Here is a 25,810-nt window from a genome sequence, read left to right on the forward strand (position 1 = left end):
GGCTCAGGCGGGGACCGGCGCGGTCCGGGGCTCGAGGTGCACCCCGGCGATCATGCAGCGCACCGAGCCGCCGGCCAGCTCCACGGTCGGCACCGCCACCGGCAGCAGCCGGGCGGAGGCCTCGACCACCCGGCGCTGGTCGGGCCGCAGGCTCGCCGCCGCGCGGGCGGAGAGCGCCAGCACCGGACCGTCGCTGCCCTGCACCTCGATGGCGTTGCCGGCGAACTCGCCCACCTGGGCGGCGGTGAGCGGCACGACGGTGCGCCCGCCCTCGGCCAGCCGCGCCGCCAGCCGCTCGCGGTCGGCGGCCGAGGGCAGCAGGTCCAGGCTGGCCAGGGCGTAGTCGCCGGCCACGCTGAGCAGCACGTTGGTGTGGTAGACCGGCCGCCCGGACGCGTCGACGGCGTCGAAGACGACCGCCTCGTAGCCGAAGCCGCGGCAGAAGCGGTCCAGCGCCACGGGGTCCACCCGCCGCGAGCGGGCGACGTAGGCCACCCGCGCCACGTGGTCGAGCACCATCGCGCCGGTGCCCTCGAGGAAGACGCCGTCGTGCTCGAGGCCGGAGAGGTCGACCACCTCGTGCACGCGGTAGGCGGCCTTGAGGAACTCGACGACGTCGCCGCGCCGCTCCCGCCGGCGGTTGGCCGCGTACATCGGGAACAGCGCCACCCGGCCGTCGGCGTGGGTGGACAGCCAGTTGTTCGGGAAGACGCTGTCGGGCCGGTCGGGCTCGGGGTCGTCGAACAGGTGCACCCGCACGCCGACGCCGGTGAGCGCCTCGGCCAGGGCGGTGACCTCGTCGTGCGCGCGCCGCGCCAGGACGGCGGGGTCCTCCCCCACCACCGCCGCCTGGAAGGCGTTGTCGGCGAGCGTGAGCGGGTTGGGTCGGAAGGCGTGCGGCCGCACCAGGACGACGGCCGCGGGCGCCTGGCCGGGCAGCGACGCCGCCGTCACGAACCGATCGGGGACAGCGCCGAGACCATGCCGAAGAGGTCCTTGGGGTCCTCCGGCTCCGCCACGAGGTCGATGTCGTCGACCCACGGGGTGCCGCGGACGGCGTCGCGCACGTAGCGCAGCGCCGAGAGGTCCTCGATCGCGAAGCCGACCGAGTCGAAGACGGTGACCTGCGACGGCGAGGTGCGGCCGGGCGTGCGCCCGGTGACGACCTCCCAGAGCTCGGTGACCGGGAAGTCGGCCGGCATCGCCTGGATCTCGCCCTCGATGCGGGTCTGCGGCGGGAACTCGACGAAGACCTCGACGTCGTCGCGCAGCAGGATCGTGGGGTCGAGCTCGGTCTTGCCGGGGCAGTCGCCGCCGATCGCGTTGACGTGCATCCCCGGCTCGATCCAGTCGGCCGACAGCACGGTGGCGCGGGCCTTGTCGGCGGTGCAGGTGGTGACGACGTCGGCGCCGCGCACCGCCTCGCGCCCGGACGCGGCCACGTGCACGTCGAAGCCCAGCGGCTCGAGGTTGCGGGCCAGCTTGACCATCGCCGCGGGGTCGGTGTCCCAGACGGAGACCTCGCGGATGCCGAGGGCCGCGCGCATGCCGAGCGCCTGGAACTCCGACTGGCTGCCGGCGCCGATGAGCGCGAGGCGCCGGGAGTCGGGCCGGGCGAGGAGGCGGGCGACCATGGCCGAGGTGGCCGCGGTGCGCAGCGCGGTCAGCAGCGTCATCTCGGCGAGGAACACCGGGTAGCCGTTGTGGACGTCGGCGAGGGCACCGAAGGCGCTCACCGTCTGGAAGCCGCGGGCCGGGTTGCTCGGGTGCCCGTTGACGTACTTGAAGGCGTAGGTCTCGCCGTCGCTGGTGGGCATCAGCTCGATGACGCCGAAGGGCGTGTGGCTGCCCACCCGGGCGATCTTGTCGAAGGACTCCCAGCGGCGGAAGTCGTCCTCGATGTACCCGGACATCCCGGCGATGATCCGCTCGGGACCGGTCTCGGCGGTCCAGCGGACCATGTTGCGCACGTCGACGAACAGCGTCATGGCGGCAGCCCCCTCTCGGCTCACCGGAACGCTATGGCTGGGCGATCTGCACACACAATGAGCGAACAGCGCGCGTTGTGTTCAGAGGGCCACCACCTTGCGAAGATCACCTGTACCTTCTGCGCATGCTCGACCTCAGCGACCTCGACCGCCGGCTGCTCGCGGCCCTGCGCGAGGACGGCCGCGCCCCGATGGCCGAGCTGGCCCGCCGCCTGGGGGTCACCCGGGCCACGGTGACCAGCCACCTCGACCGGCTGGTGGCCGACGACGTCATCGTCGGTTTCACCGCGCGGGTGCGCGACGAGTCGGCGGCCGGCGGCGTGCGGGCGGTGTCGCTCATCGAGGTCGAGGGCCGCTCCACCGACGACGTCATCCGGCGGCTGCGCGGCTTCCCGGAGATCGAGTCGATGCACTCGACCAACGGGGCCTGGGACCTCGTCGCCGAGCACCGCACGACCGACCTCGTCGAGTTCGACCGGCTGCTCAACCGGATCCGGTCGGTGCCCGGGGTGATCAACAGCCAGACGAGCCTGCTGCTGACCTCCGTCCTGCGCTGAGCGCTCAGGCCGGCCGCGTCGCCACCCGCGCCACCGGCAGTCCGGCGAGCAGCAGGCCGGCGACGAGCACGAGCGTCCACGGGAGGCCGACGCCGGCCGCGACCAGACCGAGCACCAGCGCGCCGATGGCGGTGCCCGTGTCGAACGAGGCGTTCCACATCGCGCTGGCCGCCGTCGACCCGCCCTCCCCGGCGCGGGCGAAGGCGGTGACCAGCGTCAGGTTCTGCACCGCGCCGTAGCCGGCGCCGAAGACGGCCGCACCGGCGAGCACGACGGCGTCGGCGGTGCCCAGGCCCAGCGCGACGGCGGCCAGCCCGACCGCTCCGACGGCCAGCGCGGCCGGCATGAGCCGCCGGGTGCCGAGTGAGTCGGCGAGCAGGCCGGCCCGCCAGCGGGTGAGCGCGCCGGTGACGCCGAACAGGAGCAGGGCGGCGGTGGCGAGCACGCCGTCGGGGCGCTCGATCGGCAGGAACGTCATGAGGCCGCCGCCGGCGAGGGTGACCAGCAGCAGGACCGCCGACGGTGCCAGCGCGGCCCGCACCGCCGCGCGGGAGGACCCCCCGGCCCCGCCCTCCCAGTGCACGGAGCGCGCCAGCCGCGGCACCAGCGGCACGGCCAGCACAGGCGCGGCCGCCAGCCACGCGAGCCACCCGGCGTGCCCGTCGAGGACCAGGGCGACGCCGGCGGGCACGGCCAGCAGGTTGGGGACGGCGATCGCCAGTCCGTAGAGGCCGATCGACTCCCCGCGGCGCTCCGGCGGGGCCACCTGCGCGGCGAGCACCGCGCCGAGGACGGTCAGCACCGCGAAGCCCGCGCCGCGCACCGCCGAGACCGCCGACAGCCACACCACGCCGTCGCCGAGGACGTACAGCGGGGACGGCGCGCCGAGGGCGAGCAGGCCCCCGGCGAGCACCGGCCCCAGGCCGAACCGGGCGGTCAGCGCCGGCACGACCGACTGGCCGGCGACGGTGACCAGCAGGAACACGGCGGTGATGACGCCCGCGGTGTCGGCCGAGGCGCCGTGGGCGACCGCGTACGCCGGGAGCGAGGCCAGCGTCAGGCAGTAGCCCGCGAAGCCGAGCCCGGTCGCGCCCACCAGCGCGCGCATCGCCGGCAGCCGCCACAGCGAGCCCCGCGGCGCCGTCGTCCCCCTGGTCACACCACTCCCCTCCGCGGGCGGTCCCGCCCGGCCGCCCAGCATGACCCGGCCCCCGCGGCGCGTGGGTAGGGGGTGCCCGTGCTGCTCACCGTGGGCCACGGGCCCGACGACCGGACCGCGCTGGCGGCCCGGCTGCGCGGCGCCGGCGTGCAGCGGGTGGTCGACGTCCGCCGCTTCCCGGGCAGCCGCAGCAACCCCGACGTCCGCCGCGAGGCGCTCGCCGGCTGGCTGCCCGACGCCGGCATCGGCTACCGGTGGGAGGAGCGGCTCGGCGGCCGGCGCCGGCTGCCGCCGGGGAAGCCGGTGACCGACGGCTGGTGGACCGTCGCCCAGTTCGCCGCCTACGCCGCGCACACCCGGACGCCGGCGTTCGCCGCGGCGCTCGACGAGGTGCTCGCCGAGGCGGCCACGGCTCCGGTCGCCGTCATGTGCAGCGAGAGCGTGTGGTGGCGCTGCCACCGGCGGCTGATCGCCGACGTCGCCGTCCTCGCCCGGGGCGTGCCGGTCTCCCACCTGATGCCCGACGGCCGGCTGGCGTCGCACCGCCCGTCGGAGGGCGCCGTCCTCGGCGAGGACGGCCTCCTCCGCTGGCCGTGACCGGAGCGACCGGGCCGGTCAGCGCGGTCCGGACGAGCGCGCCACCGAGCGGGCCAGCGCCCAGGCGGTCAGGAGCAGGAGCACCGTCGCCTGGGCGGCGAGCACCCCGAGGTCGAGCGCCCAGCGCGCCGCGGTGGGGGTGAACAACGGGTCGGGCTGCGGCCCGGACAGCGGCTGCAGCTGGGACGTGGACGCCATCGCGGCGTAGCCGGCCCGGGCCGGCAGCACCCAGGCGAACTGTTCCAGGCCGGCCCGGCCGGCCACCGGGAACAGGCCGCCGCAGAACACCAGCTGCCCCATCACGAGGGCGACCAGCGCCGGCATGGTCTGGTCGGTGGAGGTCGCCAGGGCCGAGACGGCCAGCGCGGCGATCGCCATCGTCACGCCCACCGCCGCCGCCGCGACGGCGATCTCGACCCGTCCCCAGGGCAGCACCCGCGGGTCGTCGGGCCCCGGCAGCCCGGCGAGAGCCAGGAGCGTGAACGCCACCGACTGGAGCGCGACCGCCCCGCCGACGACGACGACCTTGCTCGCCAGGTACGCGGCGGGCGAGAGACCGACGGCGTGCTCGCGGCGGTAGATCGGCCGCTCCGCGACGAACTCCCGGACGGCGAGCGCGGCGCCCATCAGCGCCGCCCCCACGACCAGCACGATGATCCGCTGCTGCGCCTCGGCGGGGTCCCCGGCGGCCGCGCGCACCGAGAGCCCGGCCTCGCCCGGGAAGGCGTGCGCCATGACCGCGAGGAGCACCGGCATGCCGACCAGCAGGGCGAGGAACAGCCGGTCGGCGGCCACGACGGCGAGGTTGCGCCGGACCAGGGTGACCAGCTGTCGCACCGGTGCCGGGCGCATCGGCGCGGGGGCGTCGCCGGCCGGCGGCGGCATCGGGCTCGCCTGGGACGTCGAGCCGACGTAGTCCCGGCGCAGCGTCGACCCCGCGAAGCGGTCGACCCACCCGGGGTCGTCGAGCGCCCGGAACACCGCCGCGTGGTCGGGCACCCCGAAGAAGGACAGCAGCTTCTCCGGCGGGCCGAAGAAGGCGACCCGGCCGCCGGCGGCGAGCAGCAGCACGCGGTCGCACTGGTCGAGGGCGAGCACACTGTGGGTGACGACGAGGACCACCCGGCCGGCGTCGGCGAGGACCCGCAGCCCCTCCATGACCTGCCGGTCGAGCCCGGGGTCCAGCCCGGAGGTGGGCTCGTCGAGGAAGAGCAGCTGCGGCGCGGTGAGCAGCTCCAGCGCGATCGACGTGCGCTTGCGCTGACCGCCCGAGAGCGAGTCGATCCGCTGGTCGATCTGCCCCGACAGCCCGACCTCGGCGAGGACCCGGCGCACGCGCTCGTCCCGGTCGGCGGCGCTGGTGTCCTGCGGCAGCCGGAGGCGCGCGGCGAACCCGAGCGCCCGCCGGACGGTGAGCTGCCGGTGCAGCACGTCGTCCTGCGGCACGAGGCCGATCAGGTGGCGCAGGTGGTCGTACTCCGCGTAGAGGTCCCGGCCGTCCCACGTCACGCGCCCCATGCCGGCCGGGCGCAGGCCGGTGAGCGCGCCCAGCAGCGTGGACTTGCCGGCACCGGAGGGACCGATCACCGCCACGAGCTGGCCGGCGCGGACGGTGAACGACACGTCGTCCAGCAGGCGCTTGCCGTTCCGGGTGGCCACGGCGAGGTGCCGGGCGCTGAAGGTCGCGGTGCGCGCTGCGGGCAGGGCCGCCGCGCGGCCGTCCCAGGTGACCGTCGTGCTGCCGACACCGATCGCGTCCCCGGCACGCAGGGGCGCCGCCCCGGTCACGCGCGCGCCGTTGAGGTACGTGCCGTTGGAGCTGCCCAGGTCCCGGAGGAACGCGGTGCCGGGCCGGGGGACGTCGATCGCGGCGTGGCGCCGCGACACCATGGGGTCCGCGGCGAGGACGAGGTCGCAGCCGGCGTCGCGGCCGATGACGACCTCCCGGCGGCCGGCGGGGGGAACGGCCGGCGCCGCTCGCGGGTCCGGAGCGGGCGCGTAGTGGACCAGCAGTTCCGGGCCGTCGTCCCCGCCCACCCGCACCCGGTGCTGCGGTCCGGGCTCCAGGGGCCGCTCGACGGTCCCCTCCGGGAGCGCCGTCCCGTCGACGACGGTGCCGTTGCTGCTCCCGAGGTCCCGCAGCAGCCAGGCCCGCCCCTCGCGTCGCAGCGCCAGGTGCACCCGGCTGACCTGCGGATCGGCCAACTGGACGTCGCACTGCGGGTCCCGGCCGACCACCACCGGCCGGGACCCGTCGAAGGTCCACGCCCGGCCGTCGACGGACAGCCGCAGGGCCGCGCCGTCCGGAGGTCCGTCGGGCATGACCGGGACTCCTCGCTGGCGGCGTCGGGTCGGGCCTGGTGTCCCGCGCGCGCAGGGCGGGACCGCCCGGCACGGTCCGCGCCGGTCCCGCTCCCCGTCAACGGCCCGCAGGGCGCCGGTCCCCCCGGCCTGCACGCCGTCACGCTGTGCCCCGGGACGGGTCCGCAGGGGCACCGCGGCCGGCGGTCAGCCCATGTGCGGGTAGCGGTGGTCCGTCGGCGGGTCGAACGTCTCCTTGATCGAGCGGGTCGACGTCCAGCGCTGCAGGTTCTGCGCGGCGCCGGCCTTGTCGTTGGTGCCCGAGGCTCGCCCGCCGCCGAAGGGCTGCTGGCCGACGACGGCGCCGGTGGGCTTGTCGTTGACGTAGAAGTTGCCGGCCGCGAAGCGGAGGACGCGCTGCGCGTGCGCGACCGCAGCGCGGTCCTGGGCGATGACCGCGCCGGTGAGCGCGTAGGGCGCCGCCGACTCCATCTGGGTGAGCACGGTGTCGTAGTCGGCGTCGTCGTAGACGTGCACCGCCAGCACCGGCCCGAAGTACTCGGTGGTGAAGACCTCGTGGCCGGGGTCGGTGCCCTCGATGACCGTCGGGCGGACGAAGAAGCCCTCGGAGTCGTCCTTCTGCCCGCCCGCCACGATCGACAGCGCCGGGTCGTCGTCCACGCGGTCGATGACGCCGGAGAGCCGGGAGAAGCTCTTCCGGTCGATCACCGCGCCCATGAAGTTGCCGAAGTCGGTGACGTCGCCCATCGGCAGCGACTCGGTGACGCCGACGAGGTCGTCGCGCAGCCGGGTCCACACCGACCGCGGCACGTAGGCGCGCGAGGCCGCCGAGCACTTCTGGCCCTGGTACTCGAACGCGCCGCGGACGAGCGCGGTGCGCAGCACGTCGACGTCGGCCGAGGGGTGGGCGACGACGAAGTCCTTGCCGCCGGTCTCGCCGACGATCCGCGGGTAGCCGCGGTAGTTCGCGATGTTCTCCCCCACCGTGCGCCACAGGTGCTGGAACACCGCCGTCGACCCGGTGAAGTGGATGCCGGCGAGGTCGCGGTCGGCCAGCGCGACCTCGGAGACGGCGATCCCGTCGCCGGTGACCATGGTGATGACGCCCGGGGGCAGCCCGGCCTCCTCGAGCAGCCGCATGAGGAAGTGCGCGGCGAACTGCTGGGTGGGCGCGGGCTTCCACACCACGGTGTTGCCCATGAGCGTCGGCGCGGTGGGCAGGTTGCCGGCGATCGCGGTGAAGTTGAACGGCGTGACGGCGTAGACGAAGCCCTCGAGCGGGCGGTGGTCGCTGCGGTTCCACACGCCCGGCGCGGACTCCGGCTGGGCGGACAGGACCTCGCGGGCGAAGTGCACGTTCCAGCGCCAGAAGTCCACGAGCTCGCACGCGGAGTCGATCTCGGCCTGGTGGGCGGTCTTCGACTGCCCGAGCATCGTGGCGGCGTTGAGCGTCTGCCGCCACGGCCCGGCCAGCAGCTCGGCCGCCTTGAGGAACACCGCGGCGCGGTCGTCGAAGGAGAGGTCCCGCCACTCGGGCGCGGCGGCCTTGGCGGCGGCCACGGCCTCCTCGGCGTCGGCGTGGGTCGCGTTCGCGGCGGTGCCGAGGACGGCGGCGTGCCGGTGCGGCTGGACGACGTCGAACCGCTCGCCGCCGGCCATCCGCTGCTTGTCGCCGATGGTCACGGTCAGCTCGAGCGGCTCCGCGGCCAGCTCGGCGAGGCGGGTCTCGAGCGCGGCGCGCTCCGGCGACCCGGGTGCGTAGGTGAGCACCGGCTCGTTGCTCGGCGGGGGGACGCGGGTGGTGCCGTCCATGGGGGTCCTCCAGACAGGTGCGGCAGAAATGGCCATTTCCGCCGGGGACGGGGTCAGCGGGAGACGAGGGCGCGGAGGAAGAAGCGCAGGTTGGCCGGGCGCTCGGCCAGCCGGCGGACGAAGTAGCCGTACCAGTCGACGCCGTACGGGACGTAGGCCCGCACGCGGGTGCCGGCCGCGGCCAGGCGGCGCTGCTCGTCGAGGCGGATGCCGTGCAGCATCTGCACCTCCCACGAGTCGGCCGTGCGCCCGTACTCGGCGGCCAGCCGCTCGGCCAGCGCGATCATCGCCGGGTCGTGGCTGCCCACCATCGGGTACCCGGGCCCGCGCATGAGCACGCCGAGGCAGCGGGCGTAGGCGGCGTCGACGTCGCGGCGGCCCTGGTGGGCCACCGACGGCGGCTCGTCGTAGGCGCCCTTGACCAGCCGCACCCGGGAGCCGGGCGTGGCCAGGGCGGCGACGTCGTCCTCGGTGCGGCGCAGGGCGGCCTGCAGGACCGCACCGGTCCGCGGGTGGTCGCGGCGCAGCTCGGCGAGGACGGCGAGCGTGGCGTCGACGGTCGAGGAGTCCTCCATGTCGAGGGTGACCGTGGTGCCGATCCGCGTGGCGCACTCGACCACCGGCCGGACCAGCTCCAGCGACAGGTCCTCCCCGCCCGGCAGCGCCTGCCCGAAGGCCGACAGCTTGACCGACACCTCCGCGCGCGGGCCGAGGTCCAGCGGCGCGAGCGCCTCGAGCAGGGCCAGGTAGGCGTCGCGGGAGGCGCGGGCCTCGCCGGGGTCGGTCACGTCCTCGCCGAGGTGGTCGAGGGTGACCGCGATGCCCTCGCCGGTCAGCCGCTCGACGACGGGGAGCGCCTCGGCCAGCGTCTCGCCGGCCACGAACCGCTCGACCACCCTGCGGGTGACCGGGGTGCCCACGAGCGCGCGGCGCAACGCGGGACGGCGGGACGCCCCGAGCAGCAGGGTCTTCGTGGAGAGCACCGGCCCACCTCCGTCGTCGTCCGTGACCTCAGACGCTAGGAGCGTGCGGCCCGGCCCACCACCGACGGACGTACGGACTCCCGGGGACCGCTCTCATACAGTCGTATGGTGCGCGACGACCTGCAGGACGTGGTGGACGAGGTCGCCCGGCTGCTCGGGGCCCCGGCCACGCTCGAGGACGTCGACTTCACCCTCCTCGCCTTCGCCGCCCACCCGCTCGACGACGGCGAGACCGCGATGGACGCCGTCCGCACCCGCTCGATCCTGGGCCGCGGCTCCACCCCCGCCACCCGCCGCTGGTTCGAGGACCTCGGCATCGCCCGAGCGGAGCGTCCGGTGCGCACGCCCGCCGACCCCGCCGCCGGGATCCTCACCCGCCTGCTCCTGCCGGTCCGGTCCGGCGGCCGCACCCTCGGCTACCTCTGGCTGCTCGACGGCGGCCGCACCGACCCCGGCGACGACGCCGACCCGGCGCTGGCCGCCGCGGTCGACCTGGCCGCGCGCGCCGGCCGGCTGCTGGCCGGCCGGGACGACGACGGCGAGGTGGGTGACGCTCTCGCCGCGGCGCTGACCGGGACCGGTGGCGCACGCGAGCGGGCGGCGCGCACCCTGGCCGCCCGCCTCGGCGAGGACACGCCGCTGGCGCTGGTGGCGCTGCGCCCGCCGGCCGGCGGCCTGCCCGAGGGGTGGCGGCTCCCCCCGGCCGCGGCGGTGGTGGACGACGGGGACCCCGCCGTCGCCGTCCTCGTGCGGCTGGCCCGCCCCGGCGACCTGCGCCCGGCCGCGACCACCGCGTCGGCCGCGCTCGCCCGGCTGCCGGGCGCCTCCGCCGGGGTGTCCGAGCCGGCCGCCGGCCCCGCCGGCCTGGCCGCGCGCTGGGCGCAGGCGCACACCGCGGCGCGGGTCGCGGCCGTGGCGCCGGGGCTCGCGCCGGTGGCCCGGTGGAGCGAGCTCGGCGGCTGGCGCACCGCCGCGGCCCTGCCCGCGCCCGACCCGGCGGTCGCGCCGCTGCTCGCGGACCCGGTCATGGCCGCCACCGCCGAGGCCTACCTCGACGCCGCCGGCAGCGTGGCCCGGACGTCGGCCGCGCTGTCGATCCACCGGCAGACGCTGTACTACCGGCTCGGCCGGATCACCGCGCTCACCGGCCTCGACCTCGCCGACGGCGACACCCGGCTGCTGGTGCACGCCTCGCTGCGCCGCGCCCGGCTGCCCTGACCCTCAGGCGCGCAGCCGGCGCTCGGCGTCGCGCAGCACCCGGGGCACCAGCCGGCGGTGGACGGCCGACGCCGGCGGCCACACGACGCGGCCGCGCACGCCCGCGTGGTGCAGGCACGTCGTCCACGACACGCGGCCCGGCCCGGTCTCGACGTGCATCTCGGCGCGCAGCGACGGCCCGGCGGTCTCCAGCCGGACGGCGTCCGCGGTGCGCGCGCCGACCCGCCACCCGCCCACCGTGTCCGGCGCGCGCCCGGAGGTGAGCCGGAACCCGAGCAGGCCGCGCCAGATGAGGACCTCGGCCGCGCTCGGGACGTCGCCGAACATCGCCCGGGCCCACCGCTCGGGTGTCGCCCGCACGTCGGTGGCCAGGTCGAGCCGGTCGGCGTAGTCGATGGAGGGCAGGGCGCTGCCCGCCAGGAGGGACGCGGGGACCCCGCGCACCACCCCGGCACTGCTGAGGACGTCCACGGCACTGTCTCCCGCCTCGTATACGGTCCCGTACAGACGAGGCTAGCGGTTGCATACGGTGGCGTACAGACGGCAGGAGGTCCCGTGGCCAGGATCCGGACGACGCGCGAGGCGTGGATCGAGCAGGGCCTGCGCGCGCTCGCCGCCGGCGGGCCCGACGCGGTCCGCGTCGAGGCGCTGGCCAAGGACCTCGGCGTCACCAAGGGCGGGTTCTACGGGTCCTTCGCCGACCGCGACGCGCTGCTCGGGGCGATGCTCGACACCTGGGAGCGGGAGGCGACCGACGAGGTGCTCGCCCGCGTCGAGCGCGAGGGCGGCGATGCCCGGACCCGGCTCACGCGCGCCGGCGTGCTCACCTTCTCCAGCGACCGCCTGCTGCCCCTCGACCTCGCCGTCCGCGAGTGGGCCCGGCGCGACCCGGCGGTGGCCGAGCGGCTGCGCCGGGTCGACGAGCGGCGGATGGGGCTGCTGCGCGAGCTGCTCGGCACGCTGAGCGCCGACCCCGACGAGGTCGAGGCCCGCAGCCTGCTCGCCTTCTGCCTGGCCATCGGCGAGCACCTCCTCACCACCGGCCACGGCGACCGCACCCGGGCCCAGGTCCTCGCCCGCGCCGCCAACCTGCTGTTCCCGCCGTCCCCCTGACCGGCCGGGACCGTTGCCCGATGCACCCGTCTGCCGCGACGCCGTCCCCCGGGTGACCTACCCTCGGGGAGCTGATGGCTGCGGGAGGAGAGGCGTTGCCTCGAGACGCGGGCGGCGCCGGCGACGTCCTCCGGGACCTCCGCACGGCCACCGCCGCAGAGCACGAGCAGGTCGAGGCCCACCTCGACCTGATGGACCCCACCCTGGACCGCGACCGCCTGGCCGGCGTCCTCGGCCGGCTGCACGCCTTCTGGGCCGCGGCCGAGGCCGGGCTCGACGACTGGGCCGCGCGGCACCGCGCCGACGCCGCCGCCCTCGACTGGACCCGCCGCCGCCGCAGCGGCCTGTACGCCGCCGACCTGGCCGCCCTCGGCGGCGCCGCCGTCGACGACCGGCCGGACCTCCCCGCCGTCGACGGCACCGACGAGGCGCTGGGCCGGCTCTACGTCCTGGAGGGCTCGACCCTCGGCGGCACCTTCATCGACCGCCACCTCGCCGGCCTGCCCGGGCTCGCCGGCGGCCCGCGGGTGCGCGCGTTCAGCCCCTACGGCGAGGACACCGGCGCCATGTGGGCAGCGTTCCGCCGGTTCACCCGGGCGCACGTCGAGGCCGGCGGTGACGCCCGGCGGGTGGTCGACGCCGCCCGCCAGACCTTCGCCGTCCTCGCCGAGTGGTGCGTCCCGGCCGCCCGGGCGCAGGAGGCTCCCGCGTGACCGACGTCGACGCCACCTCCGGCGCCGACACCACCGGGGCAGACACCGCCGGGGCAGATGTCGCGTGGCTGTCCCCCGGTGAGCCGGTCTCGCTCGACAACTGCGCCCGCGAGCCGATCCACGTCCCGGGCAGCATCCAGCCGCGCGGCGTCCTGCTGGCCGTCAGCGAGCCCGACCTCGTCGTCGTGCAGGCCTCGGAGAACCTCGGCGGGCTGACCGGCGTCGTCTGGTCCGACGCGCTCGGCCGGCCGCTGGCCGACGTGCTCGGGGTGGCCCAGACCGGGGCCGTCGTCCGCTCGGCCAGCGCCTTCGGCGACCTCCGCGAGCGCAACCCGGTGGAGATCACCCTCGACGTCGACGGCGACCCGGTGCCGGTCGACGCGATCCTGCACCGCGCCGTGCTCTCCGGCGGCCGCGACGAGCACGGGCAGCCGACCGACCTCGACGCCCCGCTGACCAACCTCGTCGTCGAGCTGGAGCCGGCGCGGGGGCCGCGGCCGTTCTCCTTCCCGAACACCTACCAGGCGGTGCGCGGCACGGTCACCGAGCTCAACCGGGCCTCGTCCCTGCAGGACCTCTACGACATCACCGCCCGCGCGGTCCGCGGCCTCACCGGCTTCGACCGGGTGATGGTCTACCGCTACGACGCCGACTACAACGGCGAGGTCGTGGCCGAGGCGAAGGCGGAGCACCTCAACTCCTTCCTCGGCCTGCACTACCCCGCCTCCGACATCCCGGCCCAGGCGCGGGCGCTGTACGAGAAGAACTGGATCCGGCTGATCAGCGACGTCGACTACGTCCCCAGCCGCCTGCAGCCGGTCGCGCACCCGGCCACCGGCCGCCCGCTGGACCTGACGTACTCGACGCTGCGCAGCGTGTCGCCCATCCACGTCGAGTACCTGCAGAACATGGGCGTGCGCGCCTCGATGTCGATCTCACTGCTGCAGGGCGACCGGCTGTGGGGCCTCATCGCCTGCCACCACTACGCCGGGCCGCACCAGCCGCCCTACGCCACCCGGGCCGCCGCGGAGTTCCTCGGCTCGACGCTGTCGCTGCGGCTGGTCGACCGCACCGCCGAGGACGAGGTGCACCGGGCGCTGCAGGTCCGCTCCACCCTGGCCTGGCTGACCGCGGCCACCCTCGACGAGGACCGCCCGCTGGCCGACACGCTGCTCGGCACCACCAGCCTGCTCGACGTCCTGCCCGCCGACGGCGTCACCGTCTGCCTGCAGGGCAGCACCGGCACCCGGGGCACCGCGCTGCCGGCCGACGTCGTCGAGCGGCTGGTCGCCTGGGCCGTCGCGCGCGGCGGCGAGGTCGTGGCCACCGACGCCCTGCAGCGCGCGGCGCCGGAGCTCGGCATCCCGGTCGACGTCGCCTGCGGCGTGCTGGTGCTCCCGCTGCCCGACGGCCAGCACGTGCTGTGGCACCGGCGCGAGGCCGTGCGGCACGTCGACTGGGGCGGCGACCCGCACAACAAGGCGCTGGCCGAGCGCGAGGGCGACGACGTCCGGCTCAGCCCGCGCAAGAGCTTCGACCGCTGGCGGGAGACCGTCCGCGACCGCTCGCTGCCGTGGACGGAGCAGGAGCGCGCCGAGGTGCTGCAGCTGCGCGGCAACCTGCTCGAGGCGCTCTACGCCCGCTCCCGCAGCATCGTGCGCGCCGCGGAGACCCTGCAGCGCAGCCTGCTGTCCGAGCCGCCGCAGCCGGACTCCCTGGAGATGGCGGTGCGCTACGTGCCCGCCACCCGGGAGGCCCAGGTCGGCGGCGACTGGTACGACGTCTTCGTCCAGCCCGACGGCTCCACGATGCTGGTCATCGGCGACGTCGTCGGCCACGACGTGCAGGCCGCCGCGTGCATGGCGCAGCTGCGCGGGCTGCTGCGCGGGATCGCCTACGACAGCGGCCAGAGTCCCGCGCAGGTGCTCACCCGGCTCGACGCGGCGATCGACGGGCTGCGCCTGGGCGCCATGGCCACCGTGCTGGTCGGCCGGCTGGAGCAGACCGACGACGAGCGCGCGGCCGGGGTCAGCCGCCTGCGCTGGGCCAGCGCCGGCCACCTGCCGCCGCTGGTCGTCGAACCCGACGGGAGCAGCACCGCGCTCACCGGCGGGCGGCCCGGCCTGCTGCTGGGTGTGAGCCCCGAGGCGGTCCGCGCCGACGCCGAGGTGGTGCTCGGGCGCGGCTCGACCGTCCTGCTCTACACCGACGGCCTGGTCGAGCGCCGCGCCGAGGGTTTCGACGACGGCGTCGCCCGGCTGGGGCAGGCCCTCGCCGAGTTGCGCGACCGGCCGGTCGGCGAGGTGTGCGACGAGGTGCTCGCCCGGATGGTCCCCGACGGCGGCGAGGACGACGTCGCGCTGGTCGCCGTCCGCCTGGTCGGCTGAGCGGCCCCTGACCGTGCACTTCCGCGGATCTGCACCGTGCAGATCCGCGGAAGTGCACCGGCTACTCCGGGTCGGAGAACTCCGCCTCGAGGCCGTCGTCCTGCGCGCCGCCGTCGTCGGGCAGCGGGGCGTCGTCCTCGGCCGCCCGCACCTCGGCGTCCGAGGCGTCGGGCGAGGGGTCGTCGACACCGCGCTCGAGCTCGGCGAGCAGGCGCTCCTCGTCCGGGCGCAGCTCGCCATCGCCGAGGTGCTCGCCCGGCTGGCCGGCGTCCGAGCCCGAGGCCATGCCACTGTCGGGGAGGCCGCTGTCGGGGAGGTCGGGATCGGTCATCGCGGGAAGTTGGGCTCGAGGCGCGGCACGATCTGCATCTCCGGCACGAACGCCGCCGGGTGGAGCAGCAGCAGCGTGCGCACGGTGTCGGCCACCGCCGAGGGCGGCATCATCAGGTGCCCGGGGATGCCCCACTGCTCCATCATCGGGGTGTCCATGGCGGCCGGGATGACGGCCTGCACCCGGCACGGGAAGGGCCGCTCGCTGCCGTCGGCCTGCTTCACGGCCTTCTCCCGGAGCTCGCGCTGGATGCAGCGGGTGGCGTTGAGGAAGCCGGCCTTGGAGCCGTTGTAGGCGATCGCGCCGCTGCCGGAGGTGATCGCCGACAGCGACACGATGTGCACGACGTCGGCGCTGCGGCCCTCGGGCAGGTGCTGGACCCGCTTCATGAACTCGCTGGTCAGGAAGACGGGCCCCTCGCAGTTGACCGCCATGACGCGGCGGTAGTCGTCGAGGTCGATGTCGGTGACGTAGCCCGGCCGGTCGATGCCGGCCACGTTGACCAGGACGTCGAAGGCGTCGCCGTGCTGCTCGAAGAGCTGGGCCACCACCGCCCGGCGGCTGGCGTCGTCGGTCACGTCGAGCGCGACGACGTCGGCGCTGCCCCCGGCGTCGGCGACCAGCGCGCGGGTGCGCTCGCTGCCGTCGGCGTCGATGTCCGCGACGACGACGTGCGCCCCGGCCTCGGCCAGCGACACGCACGTCGCCCGGCCCAGCCCGCTGGCCCCGCCGGTGACCAGCGCCACGCGGCCCTTGAGCTCCCCTGCCACCCGTTCCTCCGTCCTCCGGCCGCATGGGGCCGTGATCACGATGCGTCCCCGCCACTCTCGCCGAGACCGCCCCGGCGCGCAGGTCGGGACGCCGCTCAGGCCGGGGAGGACCAGACGTCGGCGAGCGTCACCGTCTGCAGCTGCCGCGACTCCACGAGGCCGAGCAGCTGGTCGAGCACGGTGGTGAGGGCCGGCTGGTTGGCGTGGCCGACGACGATCGCCTGCGCGGCGAACCACTGCTGCGCCGCCGCCATGAGCTCCCCGGCGCCGATCGCCCGGCCGTCGTCGAACGTGCCGTTCCACAGCACGGTGGTGGGGTGGCCGACATTGGCGGCGATCGCGTCGGTGCGCTGGTCGTGCGACCCGAACGGCGGCCGCCAGAACGGGGTGGCCGTCACGCCGAGGGTGCGGCGCATGAAGTCCTGGTTGTGCTGCAGCTCCTCGGCCACCTCGGCGTCGGACAGCGTGGTCACGTCCGGGTGCGACCAGGTGTGGTTGCCGAAGGCGACCTGGCCGGACTCGATGAGCGGCCACAGGTCGCGGGCGTTGTCGCCCCAAGTGCGGTAGCTGCCGTTGGGGAAGAACGTCAGCCGGGTGCCGGTCTCGCGGGCGAGGGTGACCAGCGCCGCGACCACCTCGCCGTTGCTGCCGTCGTCGATGGTCAGGGCGATCTGGTTGCCAGTGCCCGGCAGCCGGTCGACGACGCCGCGGGGCGCGGGGACGGCGACCAGGCCGCCCGGGCCGGTGGGGGTGGCCGGCGCCGCCGGCGGCGGGGCGACGGGATCGGGGGCGCCGAGGTCCATCGTGGCGGCGCCGCGGCCCACGGCCGCACCGGCGAGCCCGGTGGCGAGCAGGAGGAGGAAGCCCCGGCGGTCCACGCGGCGGACGCTAGGTCGGCGTCCCGGCGCGTCCGGTGCAGCGACACGGGGCGGCGGGCGCGCCCGCCACGGTCCGTGGCCTGCCGACTACCGCCTCCTGCGCGGCGGCGGCTCAGGCGGCCGGGACGAGACCGGCCTGCTCGAGGAGGCGCGCCTGCTCGCGGCACCACGGCGACCACTCGTCGCGCTCGGAGTCCTCCTGGCGGCGGCGGAAGTCGGCCCACTCCAGCAGCTCCCACTCCCCCACCTCGCTGGGGTCGGGGTCCGGCGTCCCGCTGAAGCGGCCCAGGTAGACCGGGCAGACCTCGTTCTCGACGACGCCGCGGAACTCCGCGCGGTAGCGGTAGCCGGGCAGCGCCGGGCGCAGGTCGGCCACCTGCAGGCCCAGCTCCTGCGAGGCGCGGCGGGCGATCGCGGCGCCGTCGTCCTCGCCGGGGCCGGGGTGCCCGCAGACGGTGTTGGTCCACATGCCCGGGAAGGTCTGCTTGTCCGCGGCGCGGCGGGTGACCAGCAGCCGGCCGTCGTCGGCGAACAGGTAGGCGGAGAACGCGCGGTGCAGCGGGGTCTCGCCGTGGTGGACCAGCGGCTTGGGCATGGTGCCGATCGGCGTCCCGTCGTCGTCGACCAGCACGATCAGCTCCGCCGCGGTCACCGTCACGTCGCCATCCTCCCCGACGGCGGGGTTCGGGCACGCCCCCGGCCGGGCAAGGGCCGGACATGGAGCGGTTCGAGCGCGACGGCCTGGTCTTCGACGTGCGGGACGGCGGCCCTCCCGACGGCGAGCCGGTGGTGCTCCTGCACGGCTGGCCGCAGGACTCCTCGGCCTACGACCGGATGGCCCCGCTGCTGCACGGTGCGGGCCTGCGGACGCTGGCGCCCGACCAGCGCGGCTACTCCCCCGGCGCGCGGCCGCCCGGGCGGTCGCCCTACCGGCTGCGGGAGGTCGCCGACGACGTCGTGGCCCTCCTCGACGCCGCGGGCCTGGGCAGCGCGCACGTCGTCGGGCACGACTGGGGCGGCATCGTCGCGTGGGCGCTGGGCGCCTGGTACCCCGAGCGGCTGCGCACGCTGACCGCGCTGTCGGTGCCGCACCCCGGCGCGATGGCGCGGGCGGTCCTCACCAGCGACCAGGGGCTGCGCTCGGCCTACGTGGCCGCCTTCCAGGTGCCGGCGCTGCCCGAGCGGCTGCTGCTGGCGGGGAACGGGCGGGCGCTGCGGCAGCTGCTGGCCAGCAGCGGGCTGCCCGACGACGCCGCCGAGCGCTACGTGGCGCACATGCTCGAGCCGGGCGCCCTGTCCGCCGCGCTGGCCTGGTACCGGGCGCTGCCCTTCGGCGCCCGCGACCGGGTCGGCACCGTCACCGTGCCGACCCTGCACGTGTGGAGCACCGGCGACGTCGCCCTCGGCCGCACCGCCACCGAGGCCACCCGCGACCACGTCACCGCGCCCTACCGGCTCGAGGTGCTCGACCGCGTGCCGCACTGGATCCCCGAGGTCGCCGCCGAGCGGACCGCGGAGCTGGTCGTGGCCCACACCCGGACGGCGGCCTGAGGATCAGCCCGGCAGCGGCACCTCCGTCAGCGGCAGCCGCACGAGGAAGCGGGTCTCCCCGGGCCGCGACCGCACCTTGAGCACCCCGCCGTGCCGGGTGGTGACGATCCGCCAGGCGACGTCGAGCCCCAGGCCGGTCCCCTGACCCACCGGCTTGGTGGTGAAGAACGGCTCGAACACCCGCCGCCGGAGCGGCTCGGGGATGCCCGGGCCGGTGTCGACGACCTCGACCACCGCGTTGTCGCCGTCCACGGCCGTGCGCAGGGTGAGCGTGCCCTCCCCCGCCATCGCGTCGAGCGCGTTGTCGATGAGGTTGGTCCACACCTGGTTGAGCTCGGCGGCGTAGGCCGGCACCGGCGGCAGCGACCGGTCGTACTCCTTGACCACATGGATCCCCGGGCCGGTCTTCGCGCTGAGCATGACCAGCGTCGCGTCCAGCCCCTCGTGCAGGTCGGTCGGCTGGTGCGGCGTGCGGTCCAGCTGCGAGTACTGCTTGGCCGCGCCCACCAGGTGGGAGATCCGCGAGGTGCTGTCGAGGATCTCGCCCAGCAGCAGCTCGGTCTCGACGGTGTAGGACAGCCACCGCAGCGCCGGCTCGAGGAAGTCGGCGTCGACGGCGTCGGCGACCAGCTCCAGGGCCGCCGGGTCCAGCCCGGCCGGGACGAACACCGCGGCCAGCTCCCACGGCCGCTCGACGTCGTGGTCGTCGAGCCAGTCGCCGAGCTCGTCCTCGCGGTCTGAGCGCTCCAGCGCGCTGAGCTCGGGCACCGCGCCGATGCCCGCGACGAAGCGTTCCTGCAGCTCGGTCAGCCGCCGCAGCTGCTCGCCGTCGAACCGGCCCTCGGCCAGCAGCGCGAGCTTGTGCCGCATCCCCGCCACCCGCTCGCGCAGCGCGGAGGTGGCCCGCGACGCCGCCGCGGCCGGGTTGTTGAGCTCGTGGGTCAGCCCGGCGGTGAGCTTGCCGAGCGCCAGCAGCCGCTCGCGCTGGCCGACCAGCTCGTCGGAGTTCCGGGTGCCCAGGAACAGTCCCTGCAGCAGGTGGACGGCCATCGGGTACCAGCGGCGGAAGACGGCGGCGAACTCGGCGGCCGGCAGCGCCAGGAAGGTGCAGTCGGTGACCGCGCGCACGGTCGCCGGGTAGACCTGGGTGACCTGGTCGCCGAGGTAGAACTGCACGGCGCCGCTGAACACCCCCGGCTGGTCGGTGCGCACGGTCTCCACCTCGTCGCGGCCCACCCGCCGGGACATGCGCAGGGTGCCCGACAGCAGCACGTAGAAGCACTCGGCCGGCTCCCCCTCGGTGGACACGTCGCTGCCCTCGGGGAAGGTGACGACGTCCCCGGTCTCGGCCACCCAGGCGAGCTGGGCGGGCTGCAGGTCGGTGAAGAGGAACAGCTCGCGCAGCTCCGCGGGGCCCAGGCGGGCCGGCGCGCTCACCGCTCCTCCAGGTACCGGTGCACGAGGGTGACGGCCATGGCGCCCTCGCCGACGGCGGAGGCCACCCGCTTGACCGACTGCGAGCGCACGTCCCCGGCGACGAACACCCCGGGGACGCTGGACTCCAGGAAGTAGGGGTCGCGTTGCAGCCGCCAGCCCGGCGGCCGCTCGCCGTCGACGAGCAGCTCCGGCCCGGTGAGCACGAAGCCGCGGGCGTCGCGTGCCAGCACGCCGTCGAGCCAGTCGGTGCGCGGCTCGGCGCCGATGAAGACGAACAGGTGCGACGTCGGGACGGTCTCGGCCCGGCCGCTGCCGTCGAGGAGCTCGATCTCCTCGAGGTGGTCCCCGCCCCGCGCGGCGGTGACGGTGGTGCCGGTGCGGACGACGACGTTCGGGATGTCGGCGAGCTGCTGCACGAGGTAGTGCGACATCGACGCCTCCAGTGACGCGCCGCGGACGACGAGGGTCACGCAGCTGGCGTGCCGGGAGAAGAACACCGCCGACTGTCCCGCAGAGTTGGCCCCGCCGACGACGTAGACGGGCTGGTCCTTGCAGGCGGCGGCCTCGGTGAGCGCCGAGCCGTAGTAGACGCCGCGGCCGGTGAACCCGTCGGCGCCGTCGGTGGGCAGCGTCCGGTAGGCGACGCCGGTGGCCAGGACGACGGCGTGCGCGGCGATGCTGCCGCCGTCGGCGAAGTGCACCACCCGCGCCGGGCCGCGGACCTCCAGCGCGGTCACCTTGCGGGCGGTGAGCACCTCGGCGCCGAAGCGGGTGGCCTGCCGCCGGGCGCGGTCGGCCAGCTGCCCGCCGGAGACGCCGTCGGGGAAGCCGAGGTAGTTCTCGATGCGGCTGCTCTGCCCGGCCTGCCCGCCGGTGGCCGAGCGCTCGACGAGCACGGTGCGCAGCCCCTCGGAGGCGGCGTAGACGGCGGCGCCGAGACCGGCCGGGCCGCCCCCGACCACGACGAGGTCGTAGAAGTCGGTGCTCGGCTCGACGGTGAGCCCGACCGCGGCGGCCAGCTGCGCCTCGCTGGGCGCCAGCAGGGCGGGACCCCCGGGCGGGACGACGACGGGGACGTCGTCGGGGCCGGCACCGGCCGCGGACAGGATCCGCCGACCGTCGTTCTCCTCGACGCTGTACCAGCGGTACGGGACGGCGTTGCGGGCCAGGAAGTCGCGGGCGGCGAAGGACGGCGCCGACCAGTGGTGCCCGACGAGCTTGACCTCCTCGACGGCGGTGTCCGGGCTGGCCGCCCAGGTCTCGATCATCGCGTCGACCACCGGGTAGAGCTTCTCCTCGGGCGGCTCCCACGGCTTGAGCAGGTAGTGGTCGACGTCGACGAGGTTGATCGCCTGGATGGCGGCGTCGGTGTCGGCGTAGGCGGTGAGCAACGCCCGGCGCGCCCGGGGGAAGAGGTCCATCGCCTGCTCGAGGAACTCGATGCCGTTCATGCCGGGCATCCGGTAGTCGGCGAGCATCGCCGCGACGCGGTCGCCGCGCAGCGTGAGCTCGCGCAGCGCCTCCAGCGCTTCCTCGCCGGAGGACGCCCGCACGACGCGGAAGCGCTCGCCGTAGTGGCGGCGCAGGTCGCGGGCGACCGCCCGGGACACCCCGGGGTCGTCGTCGACGGTGAGCAGGACGGGACGGGCCCGCGCACCGGCCTCGGGGATCTGGGTCATGTGTCCTCCTGGGGCGGGGTGGGCGGGACGGAGCGGCCGTGTCCGTCGCCGTGGCCGTCGCCGACCAGGGCGGCGAGCTCGGCGTCGGTGGGACGGCGCAGCACCCGCCCGGAGCGCCACACCACCACGGGCAGGTCGTCGTCGGTCACGCCGAGGTCGGCGAGCAGGGCGCGGGCGTCGTCGTCGGCCTCGACGTCGACGACGACCGCGGTCAGCCCGGAGCGCTCGGCGAAGCGGCGCAGCCGGGTCGTCTCCCCCGAGCCGCCCCGCCCGACGACGCGCAGGTCGGCCGCGAGCTCGAGCAGGATCGAGCGGCGGACGAGGAAGGCGCGCAGCACGAGCTCCTCCAGCGCCCGGTCCGCGGCGAAGGCCTGCCGGATGCGCGCGTCGGGGACGGTGACCACCTCGGCCGGCCGGAGCACGACGGCGGTGAGGAAGACCGGGCGGTCGCTGAAGAGGTCCAGCTCGCCGAGGAAGCGTCGCGGGCCGTGCACGGACACCACCCGCTGGTCGGCGGAGCCGGAGTGCTCGACCACGGCGACGGCGCCGGAGAGCACCAGCTGGAACTCGTAGCCCGGGTCGCCCTCCCGGAACAGCGTCTCCCCCGGCTGCCACGTGCGGCGGGTCCCGTACCGCGCCAGCAGGGCCACCTGCGCGTCGTCCAGGCGCGGGAAGGCGCCGTCCCGGTCCGGCGTCTCCGGCAGGTCCGGCGGTAGCGGGGGCGCCGCGGGGCGCGCCGGGTCCTCGCCACGTCCGCCCATGGCCGGCAGGACCCGCGCCCCCACGCCGTTCCCCGTGGGGACGGGTAGGGGCCCGGCGTCGGTGCCCGCGAGCAGCGCCGCGGCGAGGGAATCGGCGTCGTGCGGACCGGTGTGCCGGCGCCCGTGCACGAAGAACGTCGGCGTGCCCTCGACCCCGCTGGCCTCGGCGGAGTCGACGTCCTCCTGCACCCGGCGGGCGTGGCGGCCGGCGCCGAGGTCGCGGGCGAACCGCGGGACGTCGAGGCCGATCGCCGCGGCGTGCTCGAGCAGGTCGCCCGGGGTCAGCCGGTCCTGCGCGGCGAAGAGCCGGTCGTGCATCTCCCAGAAGCGGCCCTGCGCGGCGGCGGCCTCGGCCGCCTCCGCGGCGAGCCGGGCGTGCGGGTGGACGTCGACGAGCGGCAGGTGCCGGAAGACGTAGCGCAGGCGGTCGCCGAACCGCTCGCGCACCTCCTCGATCGCGCCCGTGGCCCGGCCGCAGAAGGGGCACTCGAAGTCGCCGTACTCGACCAGCGTGAGCGGCGCGTCGGCCGGCCCCCGGACGTGGTCGCGCGCCGGATCGACGGGCGGGTCGAGCAGGGACGGGCGGGCGGGACCGGGCGGACGGCGGAGGTCGGCGACGCGGAACAGCGCCCAGCCGAGCAGCGCGGCCAGCACGGAGGCGACCAGCACGCCGACCCGCGCCTCGTCCCCCAGCCGATCCCGGCCGCGGAAGGCGAGGTCGACGATGAACAGCGAGATGGTGAAGCCGATGCCCGACAGGGCGGCGCCGCCGGCCAGCTGCAGCCCGGTGAGGCCGGGTGCCAGCGACCCGAGCCGCATCCGCACCGCCAGGGCGGTCCCGGCGAGGATGCCCACGAGCTTGCCGAGGACCAGCGCGGCGACGACGCCGAGCGTCACCGGCGAGGAGGCCGCGGCCCGCAGCGTCTCCGCCGTCAGCGGGACACCGGCGTTGGCCAGCGCGAAGACGGGCAGGATGACGAAGCTCGTCCACGGCTGCCACAGCTGCTGCAGCCGCTCGCCGGCCGACACCGAGCGGTCGATCGACAGCCGCGCCGCGCGGGCGAACCCCGGGTTGGGCGACTGCTGGTAGGCCCGCACCAGCCGGGCGGCGTCGGCCACCTCCTCGCGCCGGGCGCCGTAGGCGGGGGTGAACAGGGCGATGACCACGCCGGCGAGGGTCGGGTGGACGCCGGACTCGACCATCGCCAGCCACACGCCCAGACCGAGGACGAGGTAGGCCGGTCCGCGCCAGACCCGCAGGTACCGCAGCCCGAGCATCAGGGTGAGCCCCAGGACGGCCAGCGCGAGCGGGAGCAGGCGGAGCTCGTCGGTGTAGAAGAGCGCGATGACGGTGAGCGCGCCGACGTCGTCGGCGATCGCGAGCGTGAGCAGGAACAGCCGCAGCGGAGCCGGGCAGGCCGGCCCGACGAGCGCCAGCACGCCGAGCAGGAACGCGGTGTCGGTGGAGATGACCACCCCCCAGGCGGAGGCCGCCTCGTCGCCCAGGTTGAACAGGACGTAGACCAGCGCCGGCACCGCCAGACCGGTGACGGCGGCCAGCGCCGGCACCGCGGCCCGCCGCCGGTCGGTCAGCTCGCCGATGACCAGCTCGCGCTTGATCTCCAGCCCGACGACGAAGAAGAAGAACACCATCAGCCCGTCGTTGACCCAGTGCCGCAGGTCCAGGGCCAGCTCGGCGCCACCCCAGCGGAGGGCGAACTCGGTGTGCCAGAAGGTGGAGTAGCTGTCGCCCACCGGGGAGTTGGCCCACACCAGCGCCGCGACCGCGGCCGCCAGCAGGAGCCCGGCACTCCCGGCCTCCGTCCGCAGCGAGCGCCGCAGCGGCGCGACCCGCGCCAGCAGGCCGCGGCCGCCCGGTGACGACTGCCCGTCCGGGTCCTCCGTCCCCCCGGGTGCGCGCACGGCCGGGACGCTGTCCGCGCTCACCGGCTGGGCTCGCGCGGGTACAGCTGGGGAGCGGCGATCCCGCAGTGCAGGCAGTCCTCTACGGCCAGCCGTTCCCCGACCGCCGGCTCCCCGACGGCCGCCGGCGCCGCGACGAGCGGCCGGCGGACAGAGGCGGCCGCGATCGCCGCGCCGGCGAGCAGCAGCGCGGCGCAGATGGACATCGCCGTCCGGAAGCCGGCATCCAGGGCGGTCGGGTCGGTGTAGTCGTCGCCGCCGATGCCGGCCGCGACGGGGACCACGGCCACCGCGAGCAGGCTCGCGGCCCGTGCGACGGCGTTGTTCACCCCGGACGCGACGCCCGCGAACCGGGTCTCGGCCGAGTCGAGCACGGTCGCGGTGAGCGGCGCGACCAGCAGGGTCAGCCCGGCGCCGAACACCACTGAGGCGGGCAGGACGTCCCGCAGGTAGGACGCGTCCTCACCGACCCGGAGCATCAGCAGCACGCCGGCGGCGGCCAGGACCGGTCCGACGGTCATGGGCAGCCGCGGCCCGATCCGCTGCGCGAGGGCACCGGCCCGGGACGAGAACAGCAGCATCAGCACGGTCAGCGGGAGCAGCGCGGTCCCGGCCAGCAGCGGGCTGTAGCCCGCCACCACCTGCAGCTGCAGGACCAGCAGCACGAACACCACGCCGAGCGGCGCGTACACCAGGAAGGTCACCGCGTTCGCCGCGGTGAACTGCCGGTTGGCGAACAGTGCGGGCGGCACGAGCGGGTGCCGCGACCGGCGCTGGACGACGGCGAAGGCGACCAGCGCCGCCACCCCCGCGACCCCCGACACCGCGACGGCCGCGCCCTGTCCGGTCCCCCCGGCGGCGGTCAGCGCGTAGGTCAGCCCACCCAGGCCGGCGACGACCAGCGCCGTCCCGGTCCAGTCCAGGCCCGGCGCGGCGGCGGGGTCCCAGGTCTCGGGGACGTGCTTCGCGGCGACGACCACGATGAGGACGGCGACCGGGAGGTTGACGAGGAAGACCGCCCGCCAGCTCCACTCGACCAGCCAGCCGCCGAGGAAGGGGCCCACGGCGCCGGCGACGCCGCCGAACCCGGACCACGCGCCGATCGCCGCGGCCCGGTCCTCGCCCGCGAAGGACGCCGAGATGATCGCCAGGCTGCCCGGCGTCAGCAGCGCTCCCCCGACGCCCTGCAGCGCCCGGGCCAGCACGAGGGTGGTCACGTCCGGCGCGAGGCCGCACAGCAGCGAGGCCGCGGCGAACCAGACGACCCCGATGACGAACACCCGGCGCCGGCCGAACCGGTCGCTCAGGGACCCGCCCAGCAGGATCAGCGAGGCGAGCGTGAGCGTGTACGCGTTCACGGTCCACTGCAGGCCCGTGAACCCAGCGTCCAGGTCGGCCCCGATCCGCTCCAGGGCCACGTTGACCACGGTGCCGTCCAGCAGCGCCAGGCTCGACCCGAGGACCGTGGTCAGCAGCACCCAGCGTCCCTGCGGCGTGCCCATCCGCAGCCCGCCGGCCGGGGCCGGCTGCACCCGGGACGTCACCTGAGCGCCACCTCGTTCCCTGCCCGTGCCGGGCAACGGGAGGTCCGCTGCTCCGAGGCCCGGCGACGTCGGCGGATGCCTGTGGAC

General features: G+C 76.1%; 22 protein-coding genes. 7 read left to right on the forward strand and 15 right to left on the reverse strand.

Features of this window, described 5'->3' with window-relative positions; all coding sequences use genetic code 11:
* Positions 1–3: 3 nt before the first annotated feature.
* Positions 4–954, reverse strand: a complete 951-nt coding sequence (gene ctlX, locus FN207_RS05105) for a citrulline utilization hydrolase CtlX (RefSeq protein ID WP_142457283.1) — start codon at positions 952–954, stop codon at positions 4–6.
* Complete coding sequence (locus FN207_RS05110; RefSeq protein WP_246065792.1) at positions 951–2,012, reverse strand: ornithine cyclodeaminase; 1,062 nt, start codon at positions 2,010–2,012, stop codon at positions 951–953. The genes ctlX and FN207_RS05110 overlap by 4 nt, the downstream gene beginning before the upstream one ends.
* 101 nt (positions 2,013–2,113) lie before the next feature.
* Here FN207_RS05110 and FN207_RS05115 point away from each other — a divergent pair, with 101 nt between their 5' ends.
* Positions 2,114–2,545, forward strand: a complete 432-nt coding sequence (locus FN207_RS05115) for an Lrp/AsnC family transcriptional regulator (RefSeq protein ID WP_142457284.1) — start codon at positions 2,114–2,116, stop codon at positions 2,543–2,545.
* Between the two features lie 4 nt (positions 2,546–2,549).
* Here the strand turns inward: FN207_RS05115 and FN207_RS05120 are convergent, their stop codons facing one another.
* A complete protein-coding gene (locus FN207_RS05120) occupies positions 2,550–3,704 on the reverse strand; it encodes an MFS transporter (protein WP_142457285.1) in 1,155 nt (384 codons plus the stop codon).
* 78 nt (positions 3,705–3,782) lie between these two features.
* Between FN207_RS05120 and FN207_RS05125 the strand changes: the two genes are divergently transcribed.
* Positions 3,783–4,301 carry a DUF488 domain-containing protein gene (locus tag FN207_RS05125; protein WP_142457286.1) on the forward strand — a complete coding sequence of 173 codons (519 nt, stop codon included), beginning with the start codon at positions 3,783–3,785 and terminating at the stop codon, positions 4,299–4,301.
* A gap of 18 nt (positions 4,302–4,319) precedes the next feature.
* Here the strand turns inward: FN207_RS05125 and FN207_RS05130 are convergent, their stop codons facing one another.
* The 3 genes from FN207_RS05130 to FN207_RS05140 all read right to left on the reverse strand — a co-directional run bounded on the left by FN207_RS05130 (position 4,320) and on the right by FN207_RS05140 (position 9,418).
* Entirely contained in the window at positions 4,320–6,623 is a 2,304-nt protein-coding gene (locus tag FN207_RS05130) for an FHA domain-containing protein (protein WP_221888058.1), read from the reverse strand.
* Between the two features lie 186 nt (positions 6,624–6,809).
* Positions 6,810–8,435 carry an L-glutamate gamma-semialdehyde dehydrogenase gene (pruA, locus tag FN207_RS05135; RefSeq protein WP_142457287.1) on the reverse strand — a complete coding sequence of 542 codons (1,626 nt, stop codon included), beginning with the start codon at positions 8,433–8,435 and terminating at the stop codon, positions 6,810–6,812.
* A 53-nt stretch (positions 8,436–8,488) separates the two neighbouring features.
* Positions 8,489–9,418, reverse strand: a complete 930-nt coding sequence (locus FN207_RS05140; protein WP_142457288.1) for a proline dehydrogenase family protein — start codon at positions 9,416–9,418, stop codon at positions 8,489–8,491.
* Positions 9,419–9,523: 105 nt separating this feature from the next.
* On the opposite strand from FN207_RS05140, the gene FN207_RS05145 reads away from it, so the two are divergent.
* Positions 9,524–10,636, forward strand: coding sequence for a helix-turn-helix domain-containing protein (locus FN207_RS05145; protein ID WP_185938198.1), 1,113 nt, complete (start codon positions 9,524–9,526; stop codon positions 10,634–10,636).
* 3 nt (positions 10,637–10,639) lie between these two features.
* On the opposite strand, the gene FN207_RS05150 is transcribed toward FN207_RS05145, so the two are convergent.
* Positions 10,640–11,107 carry a DUF2867 domain-containing protein gene (locus FN207_RS05150; RefSeq protein ID WP_142457290.1) on the reverse strand — a complete coding sequence of 156 codons (468 nt, stop codon included), beginning with the start codon at positions 11,105–11,107 and terminating at the stop codon, positions 10,640–10,642.
* A gap of 84 nt (positions 11,108–11,191) precedes the next feature.
* On the opposite strand from FN207_RS05150, the gene FN207_RS05155 reads away from it, so the two are divergent.
* From FN207_RS05155 to FN207_RS05165, 3 genes are all read left to right on the forward strand, one after another.
* Positions 11,192–11,749 (forward strand): TetR/AcrR family transcriptional regulator, encoded by a 558-nt coding sequence (locus FN207_RS05155; protein ID WP_142457291.1) that lies wholly within the window; start codon positions 11,192–11,194, stop codon positions 11,747–11,749.
* 95 nt (positions 11,750–11,844) lie between these two features.
* A complete protein-coding gene (locus tag FN207_RS05160; protein ID WP_246065793.1) occupies positions 11,845–12,462 on the forward strand; it encodes a biliverdin-producing heme oxygenase in 618 nt (205 codons plus the stop codon).
* Complete coding sequence (locus FN207_RS05165; RefSeq protein ID WP_246065794.1) at positions 12,459–14,849, forward strand: SpoIIE family protein phosphatase; 2,391 nt, start codon at positions 12,459–12,461, stop codon at positions 14,847–14,849. The genes FN207_RS05160 and FN207_RS05165 overlap by 4 nt, the downstream gene beginning before the upstream one ends.
* 61 nt (positions 14,850–14,910) lie before the next feature.
* On the opposite strand, the gene FN207_RS05170 is transcribed toward FN207_RS05165, so the two are convergent.
* From FN207_RS05170 to idi, 4 genes are all read right to left on the reverse strand, one after another.
* On the reverse strand, positions 14,911–15,180 hold the full coding sequence (locus FN207_RS05170; protein WP_142457293.1) for a hypothetical protein: 270 nt from the start codon (positions 15,178–15,180) through the stop codon (positions 14,911–14,913).
* The gene (locus FN207_RS05175) at positions 15,177–15,950 is read right to left on the reverse strand and encodes an SDR family NAD(P)-dependent oxidoreductase (RefSeq protein ID WP_142457294.1); all 774 of its coding nucleotides are present in this window, start codon (positions 15,948–15,950) and stop codon (positions 15,177–15,179) included. Before FN207_RS05175 ends, FN207_RS05170 begins: the two co-directional genes overlap by 4 nt.
* Positions 15,951–16,045: 95 nt before the next feature.
* Positions 16,046–16,828 (reverse strand): polysaccharide deacetylase family protein, encoded by a 783-nt coding sequence (locus tag FN207_RS05180; protein WP_142457295.1) that lies wholly within the window; start codon positions 16,826–16,828, stop codon positions 16,046–16,048.
* Positions 16,829–16,940: 112 nt separating this feature from the next.
* Positions 16,941–17,486: an isopentenyl-diphosphate Delta-isomerase gene (gene idi, locus FN207_RS05185; protein WP_142457296.1), complete on the reverse strand. Its 546-nt coding sequence runs from the start codon at positions 17,484–17,486 to the stop codon at positions 16,941–16,943.
* A 59-nt stretch (positions 17,487–17,545) separates the two neighbouring features.
* On the opposite strand from idi, the gene FN207_RS05190 reads away from it, so the two are divergent.
* Positions 17,546–18,379, forward strand: coding sequence for an alpha/beta fold hydrolase (locus tag FN207_RS05190; protein WP_142457297.1), 834 nt, complete (start codon positions 17,546–17,548; stop codon positions 18,377–18,379).
* Positions 18,380–18,382: 3 nt separating this feature from the next.
* Here FN207_RS05190 and FN207_RS05195 read toward each other — a convergent pair whose 3' ends face one another.
* From FN207_RS05195 to FN207_RS05210, 4 genes are read right to left on the reverse strand one after another with little or no spacing between them, the layout of a single operon-like run.
* Positions 18,383–19,816, reverse strand: coding sequence for an ATP-binding protein (locus tag FN207_RS05195; RefSeq protein WP_142457298.1), 1,434 nt, complete (start codon positions 19,814–19,816; stop codon positions 18,383–18,385).
* Positions 19,813–21,495, reverse strand: a complete 1,683-nt coding sequence (locus FN207_RS05200; protein WP_142457299.1) for an NAD(P)/FAD-dependent oxidoreductase — start codon at positions 21,493–21,495, stop codon at positions 19,813–19,815. Before FN207_RS05200 ends, FN207_RS05195 begins: the two co-directional genes overlap by 4 nt.
* Positions 21,492–24,179: a Na+/H+ antiporter NhaA gene (gene nhaA / locus FN207_RS05205; protein ID WP_142457300.1), complete on the reverse strand. Its 2,688-nt coding sequence runs from the start codon at positions 24,177–24,179 to the stop codon at positions 21,492–21,494. Before nhaA ends, FN207_RS05200 begins: the two co-directional genes overlap by 4 nt.
* Positions 24,180–24,199: 20 nt before the next feature.
* Positions 24,200–25,723 carry an MFS transporter gene (locus tag FN207_RS05210; RefSeq protein ID WP_246065795.1) on the reverse strand — a complete coding sequence of 508 codons (1,524 nt, stop codon included), beginning with the start codon at positions 25,721–25,723 and terminating at the stop codon, positions 24,200–24,202.
* Positions 25,724–25,810 lie beyond the last annotated feature (87 nt).

It is taken from the genome of Geodermatophilus aquaeductus, assembly GCF_900182545.1.
GTDB classification, from domain to species: domain Bacteria; phylum Actinomycetota; class Actinomycetes; order Mycobacteriales; family Geodermatophilaceae; genus Geodermatophilus; species Geodermatophilus aquaeductus.